Source organism: Thermostichus sp. MS-CIW-41 (assembly GCF_054058915.1).
The window spans coordinates 117,262-124,117 of the sequence record NZ_JBSSBO010000002.1; the positions used below are offsets into that span (position 1 = coordinate 117,262).

Consider the following 6,856-nt stretch of genomic DNA (forward strand, 5'->3'; position numbering starts at 1 on the left):
TGGACAGCGAGGACTACGTCCCGCTGAGGCAATCGGGCTGCGGCGATACCCCATGTTATGGGATCCTACCCTTTTCTATCCGACGAAGTGGGCGCTGACCACCCGTTCAATCCCGGCCAGATCTCGGTGAACTTGGATCTGCCGATAGCAGCCTCTAGCTTGCAACTGCTCCGCCACCCAAGGGGCTTGGCCTCGCATCACTTCCACCGCCCAAAAGGAGTTCGGGGCCAAGTAATCCGGTGCTGCTTGAATCAACAGCCGCAAGTGGGCTAGGCCGTCTTCTCCCCCATCCAGAGCCTGTCGTGGCTCGTGCAGTCGCACCTCTGGCATGAGCGAGGCCAGCTCAGCAGAGGGAATGTAGGGAGGGTTGGAAACCAGGCCGCGCAGCTGCCCCCGCCAGGGATCCAAGGGCACAAACCAGGATCCCAGCAGCAACTTCACCCGCTCCTGCAGATGGTGGGCTGCCACATTGTCTGCTGCAATAGCCAAGGCCTCTGGGCTAGAATCCACGGCCAGAAGCCGCAACTGGGGGTGCTGATGGGCCAACGCAATGGCAATCGCCCCGCTGCCTGTGCCCAGGTCGGCAAAGCAGGATCCCGGCGGCAGAGGATTGGCCTGTAGCCAAAGGGAAGCCTGCTCCACCAGCAGCTCGGTCTCCGGGCGTGGGATCAGCACCGCCGGCGTCACCCGCAAGCTCAAGCCCGCCCACTCAACTTTGCCCAACAGGTACTGTAGGGGGATGCGCTCTTCCACCCTTTGCCGCCAAAGGGCCTGCACCTCCTCCAGGGGATCCCCCTCCCCAGCCGGAGCGCGACCCATCAACCGCTCCAATGGCCCCCACCCCAGCCGTTCTTTGAGCAAAATCTCCACTTCCTCGGCAGGGATCCCAGCCGCTTTTGCCGCCCTCAGGGCTTGGGCACGCCACTCTGTTAACCGCTTCACCAGAGCAGACGGGGATCCCATCAGGGGCTTAGGTTAACGCTGAGGCTGGGGACTTGCAGAAGGATTGGCAGGCCGGGCCAGCGATTGGATGTACTCCAGCGCCGAGCGAGAGGGGATAAAGGCAATTTTCTGCACATCGGCCTGCGCGTCGGGGGCCAGCATACGCTCCACCACAATGGCCAGCGAGGTCACTTCAATCTGGGTTTTCCCAACCACATCCGGGTTCTGCGCTGCCGCCCGATCCAAAGCCCTCCGCAAATCGTTGCGGTCGAAGAAGAAGGGCACCACCTCATGGCCATCCTGCTCGATGGTCAGCAGCCCCTCTCCGGAGCGGCCATAGAACAGAGGCACACCAATCGCTTCTGCAGGCACATCTTGACCGGTTTCCTTCAGCACCTGCTTGGCTGCTTCCACATCAGAAGCCCGAGGCACCACCTCAAAATACAGGTCACTATTCTTGGCGCGCTCCTCTTCCGATTTTTCGTAGGCATACCCCAGCGAGAGAGGCACTACCCGGGCTTGACTGGCTATCTCGGGGTTGCTGGCTTTCACCTGCTCCAACACTTGCTGGGCTTGGGCTTGATCCAGCCAGAAGGAAACCACTTGGATGGTGCGGCCATCCCGCTCCACATTGGCGACAACGGGGGTGCCGTTCTGAGACACAATGGCAAAAACAGGCACCAGATTCAGCCGCTCCGCCACCTCTTGCCGGCTCATGGGGCCTGCCGCAGCCTGAGCCAGTAGGGCATTCTCCTGAGCCCAAACAGGAGTCACAGCCAAACCCCCCCAAGCTGTTCCGATCAGGATCCCGGCTACGCCGCCCACCTGAGCTGCACAGCGGCAGAGGGAGCGCACAGGCGATACTACATTACAACGCGTCATTCTCATCTTAACTCCCGGCATCGCGCCTTGTTCTGGTTGCTATGGGGTCAGCTTCCTAAGTACTAACCAACAGCCTGGGGCAAATCAAAAGCTGCCTAGATTAAAGCCGCTCAACAGGGCTTAGGCTAGCGATGCGGCACACTCTCAGCCTTAGGATCCCGGTTGGCCATCGCTGACAACACCCCGGCACACCTATCTTGAAGAGCGCTCTTGGGCCACCCTAGAAGCCAAGGTTAGAACATCTGCTCGACCTCTGTCGAGGGGCAAAGCCCCTATTTTGGGTGGGGATCCCGCATCACCCAATACTATATACGGAGTCGCATACAACTGATCCACGCTAGATGCAGATCCCTCCGAGGGTTGTGTACCCAGCTCTCCCATAAAACGCTGCCTATTCCAGCCTTGTTCGGCGGTGTCCTGATGTAGCCGCACAAACGTGGCAGCTGCTGTTAACTTTTGTTAAGGTAGGGGTGCGAACCCACAGCTGTAGGGAGCATTGAGTCATGGCTAAGATCTTCACCGCTGAATTCAACCAATTTGAGACCATCAACGCTACTCAGGCCTGGTCTTTGTTTTTCACCATCAGCGCTTCCGATCGGCTGCTGGGTGACAACCCGGCTGTTGGCCGCTACCTAACGTTGGCTTTGTTCAGCGCCGTCCTCACCGGGATCCTGAATGTGCTGGTGGCTTCTTAGCTTATGGGGGTGTGGGGGTAGCTAAGCCCCGTACTGTACGTAGGGTCAGTGCCGGGATACAGATACCCCCACATGGTGTATGATGGGAGCAGTTGCACAAAACGGCTTTTGCCGGAATCTGGTGCGACTACGCGGTGGGACATCCCGTGTCTGCTCGCTGAGGGTTCTTGCGAAAGCTCCCCGATGAAGCGAGAAGCCCACCCTGTACCCGTAGGGTCAGCGATGGGAGTATGTCACCTAGACCCTTTGCGGACGGAACGAGTTTTTTGTTAAGAGGCCGCCGGCAGAGGCAGCTTGACCTGAGACAAGGGGATCCTGCTCTCAGGTTTTTTGATTTTGAATGGGAAAGGATCCCTTGTTCTCTTTGTGGGGCTGTCTTCCGATGAAAGCTGCTGGGATAGATTTCGCGGAAACGGATTACTTTGAGGCGCCGCCTCTGACCACCAAGTTGCCCCTGCTGCTGGCCCCGGCGGGGGATTGGGAGTGTGCCAAGGCGGCAGTGGAAAACGGAGCCGATGCCATTTACTTTGGGCTGGAGCGCTTCAACGCCCGGATGCGCGCCCGCAACTTTACGGAAGCGGATTTGCCGGAACTGATGGACTGGCTGCACCGGCGGGGGGTACGGGGCTATGTTACTTTGAATACTCTGGTTTTTCCAAGGGAGCTGACGGAAGCCGAGGGATACATCCGCTCGATGATTGCGGCGGGGGTGGATGCGGTGATTGTGCAGGATATTGGCATCGCCCGCCTGATCCGGCATCTTTCCCCCGATTTCCCCATCCATGCTTCCACGCAAATGACCATCACCAGTGGAGTGGGAGCGGAGTTTGCCGCTGAGCTGGGCTGTGAGGTGGTGGTGCTGGCGCGGGAATGTTCCCTCCAGGAAATCGCCCAGATCCAGGCCTATCTGCAAGAGAAGGGATCCTCCCTATCTCTGGAGGTCTTTGTGCATGGGGCGTTGTGCGTGGCCTACTCGGGGCAATGTCTGACCAGCGAGGCGCTGGGGGGGCGTTCGGCCAATCGGGGGGAATGTGCCCAAGCCTGCCGCATGCCCTATGAGCTGGTGGTAGACGGGATCCGCCGCGACTTGGGGGAGAAGCGGTATCTGCTCAGCCCTCAAGATTTGGCCGGGCTGGAGGTGCTGCCGGAGCTGGTGAAGCTGGGGATCCGCTGTCTGAAAATTGAGGGCCGGCTGAAATCCCCAGAATATGTAGCCAATGTAACGCGGGTGTATCGGCAGGCCTTGGATGCGCTGGGGGTGGGACAGCCGTGGCAGCCCTCGCAACAGGAACGCTACGAGCTGGAGATGAGCTTTTCTCGTGGGCTCTACACAGGCTGGCTGCGGGGCATCAACAACCAGGAGCTGGTGCACGCGCGGTTTGGCAAGAAACGGGGGGTTTACCTGGGGCAAGTGGTGGGGATCCAACAGGATCAGGTGGGGATCCGGCTGGAGGCACCCCTCAAAGCTGGGGACGGCGTGGTGTTTGACCAGGGGCAGCCGGAGTTGCCGGAGCAGGGGGGGCGAGTTTACCGGGTGCAAGAGAAGCAGGGGCTGGCCTGGCTCAGCTTCGGAGAGGGGGCCATTGACCTCAAACGTCTGCGGGTGGGGGATCGCCTCTGGAAGACCAGCGACCCGGAACTGGAAAAACGCCTGCGCCAGAGCTACGCCGGGGATCACCCCCGCTTTCAGCGGCCCGTCCACATGGAGGTTCACGGCCAAGTGGGATCCCCGCTGACGTTGATCGTGCGGGATGAGCAGGGACACACGGTGCGGGTGGATTCGCCGCTGCCTCTGGAGGCTGCCCACCACCAACCCCTCACCACGGAAAAACTGCAACAGCAACTGGGCCGTTTGGGCTCCACCCCCTTCAAATTGGAATCTCTGCACAATGCCCTGCAAGGGGAGGTGATGCTGCCGGTGAGCATGCTCAACCAGATGCGCCGACAAGCGGTGGAACGCCTACAAGCTCTGCGGGCCCAGCCCCCGCGCTGGCAACTCAACCCTGAAGCTCGCTGGCAAGATCTGGTGCCTTCTCAGGAGGAGCCCGCAAGGGGATCCCCGCAGTTGGTGGCGTTGGTGCGGGATCCGGCGCAACTGCCGCCGGTGATAGCCAGCGGTATCCGGCAGATCTATCTGGAGTTTGAGGATCCCCGCCGCTATCGGGAGGTGATCCGCACAACCAAAGCCATCCATCCTGAGGTGGAGCTGTGGGCTGCCCCGCCCCGCATCACCAAGCCGGGAGAAACCTGGATCCTAAAGCAAGTGTTGGCCGCTGGGGCCGATGGCTACTTGGTGAGAAATTACGATCATCTCCGTTTCTTTGCCGGGCAGCGCTGCATTGGGGATTTTTCCTTGAATGTGGCCAATCCCATCACGGCCCACTATCTCAAAACCCGTTACAACCTGGAGCGCTTGACGGCTTCCTATGACCTCAACCATGAGCAACTGGGATCCCTGCTGCAAGCCGGCCCCGCCCATAGGTATGAGGTTACCCTTCATCAACATATGCCCCTGTTCCACATGGAGCACTGCGTCTTTTGCGCCTTTTTATCCAGCGGAACGGATTACACCAATTGTGGTCGCCCATGTGAAAAACACGAGGTGAAGCTGAGGGACAGGGCCAATGTCGAGCACATTTTGAAGGCCGATGCCGGCTGTCGGAATACCCTCTACAACGGCAAGGCCCAAACGGGGGCAGAGTATGTGCCGAAATTATTGGCCTTGGGCCTGCGCTATCTGCGCATCGAATTTTTGCATGAATCCCCCGCCGAGATCCAACAAACCCTGCACCGCTATCAGCAACTCCTACAAGGTCAACTCAGCGGATCCCAACTGTGGCAGGAGCTGAAGCTACACAGCCAATTGGGGGTTACGCGCGGGTCTTTGGAGAGTTAACGGCTGCGCTGTCTTTCTCTAGGGCGCCGGCTCTGCAGCTGTGCTCCGACCGGAGCAATGCGAAAAACATTCCGGCAAAGTTGGCGTAAAATTTCCTCAGGGTATTGTTATTCCCAGGTGCTTCCCCAACCTCTTCTCAGCTTTTTCTCTATCCTCTGGTTGCCGTGAAACACACCCTCAGCGCCCTCGTGCAGGATCAGCCTGGCGTTTTAACCCGCATTGCGGGGATGTTTGCCCGTCGCGGCTTTAACATCGACAGCCTCACCGTTGGCCCCACCGAACGACCGGGGATCTCTCGTATCACTATGGTGGTGCAGGGCGATGAACACGATGTGGAGCAGATGACGAAGCAGCTCTACAAGCTCATTGACGTGCTGAAAGTAACCGACATCACCCATGTTCCCTGTGTGGAACGGGAGCTGATGCTGGTCAAAGTTAACGCCAGCCCCGATACCCGCTCCGCCATCATGGATGTGGCCCAAATGTTTCGTGCCCGGATTGTGGATGTGGCAGAGGAGTCTTTGACTCTCGAGGTAACCGGGGATCCCGGCAAAATGGTGGCCATCATCAAGATGTTGACCAGCTTTGGCATCCGCGAGATCGCCCGTACCGGCCTTGTGGCTCTCACCCGCGAGTCCGGCGTGAATACGGAATACCTGAAGCAACACCCCACCTTAGTTACCGTCTGATGGCCTCAGGGGAAGCGATGCCGAAGTCGGGGTGGAGGGGCCAGGGATCGGTTGTGCGCGGTGCACTCAGCCTTGTGGCTATTGTGCTGGTGGGGCTGCTGGTCGGCTGTGGCCCCAGGCCGCCAAAACCGATTGTGCAGCAGGCCCTCGCCTATCAGATCGCTCATTTGTCCGGGCCGGTGGGATCCTTGGTGGGCAGTGACCAGCTAGCAGCCCGCCTGCAATTGCAGGATGTGAAAATCCGCCAGGATCGCCGTGAACCCTTGCTGTTGGCCTCAGGAGAAACCCTGGAAGGCCATCACCTCAGCGGCACCTACACCCTGAGCGTGCAGCCGCCGGGATCCCGCCGCCCCTATCGCCGCAAAGGGGATCCCTTCCAGCTCACCCTGGCCCACCAAAAGGCACAAACTGTTGCTACACAACGCTCGCCCGACCGCGTCAAAACCGTGCCCGAACGGTGGCTGCTGGCCTACAGCTCACCGGATTCCAAGACTTGGGAGGTCATCGACTTTCTGCCTCAGCCCGCACCGGCACCGGAGTTGCCTCCTGCCGGGCCAGAACCTACACTGCCGGCAACTGCACCTGCTGCCGCCGACGTTGGCAGGACGGAGTCCGATGGAGCTCCCAGCCCTACCAATACTTCTACTCCCACCTGAAGTAGAGCATGACTCTAGTCAATAATAAGCTCAACTATACTGAAAATAATGTATAATATGTTCAGTACGGATTACTACCAGTTGATCTTTCTGTTT

At 59.3% G+C, this 6,856-nt stretch carries 6 protein-coding genes; 4 read left to right on the forward strand and 2 right to left on the reverse strand.

What is annotated here, in order from left to right; translation table 11 throughout:
- Window positions 1-75: 75 nt before the first annotated feature.
- Both prmC and ACVWXE_RS01490 read right to left on the reverse strand, forming a co-directional pair.
- Window positions 76-963, reverse strand: coding sequence for a peptide chain release factor N(5)-glutamine methyltransferase (prmC, locus tag ACVWXE_RS01485; protein WP_414406837.1), 888 nt, complete (start codon window positions 961-963; stop codon window positions 76-78).
- Window positions 964-975: 12 nt separating this feature from the next.
- Entirely contained in the window at window positions 976-1,824 is an 849-nt protein-coding gene (locus ACVWXE_RS01490) for a Tic22 family protein (protein WP_414350234.1), read from the reverse strand.
- 503 nt (window positions 1,825-2,327) lie between these two features.
- On the opposite strand from ACVWXE_RS01490, the gene ACVWXE_RS01495 reads away from it, so the two are divergent.
- The 4 genes from ACVWXE_RS01495 (at window position 2,328) to ACVWXE_RS01510 (ending at window position 6,760) form a co-directional block, all read left to right on the forward strand.
- A complete protein-coding gene (locus ACVWXE_RS01495) occupies window positions 2,328-2,519 on the forward strand; it encodes a hypothetical protein (RefSeq protein ID WP_011432601.1) in 192 nt (63 codons plus the stop codon).
- 382 nt (window positions 2,520-2,901) lie between these two features.
- Complete coding sequence (locus tag ACVWXE_RS01500) at window positions 2,902-5,415, forward strand: peptidase U32 family protein (protein WP_457489406.1); 2,514 nt, start codon at window positions 2,902-2,904, stop codon at window positions 5,413-5,415.
- 164 nt (window positions 5,416-5,579) lie between these two features.
- Window positions 5,580-6,104 (forward strand): acetolactate synthase small subunit, encoded by a 525-nt coding sequence (gene ilvN / locus ACVWXE_RS01505; protein WP_011432604.1) that lies wholly within the window; start codon window positions 5,580-5,582, stop codon window positions 6,102-6,104.
- Between the two features lie 53 nt (window positions 6,105-6,157).
- Window positions 6,158-6,760 (forward strand): hypothetical protein, encoded by a 603-nt coding sequence (locus ACVWXE_RS01510; protein ID WP_457489407.1) that lies wholly within the window; start codon window positions 6,158-6,160, stop codon window positions 6,758-6,760.
- Window positions 6,761-6,856: the final 96 nt, after the last annotated feature.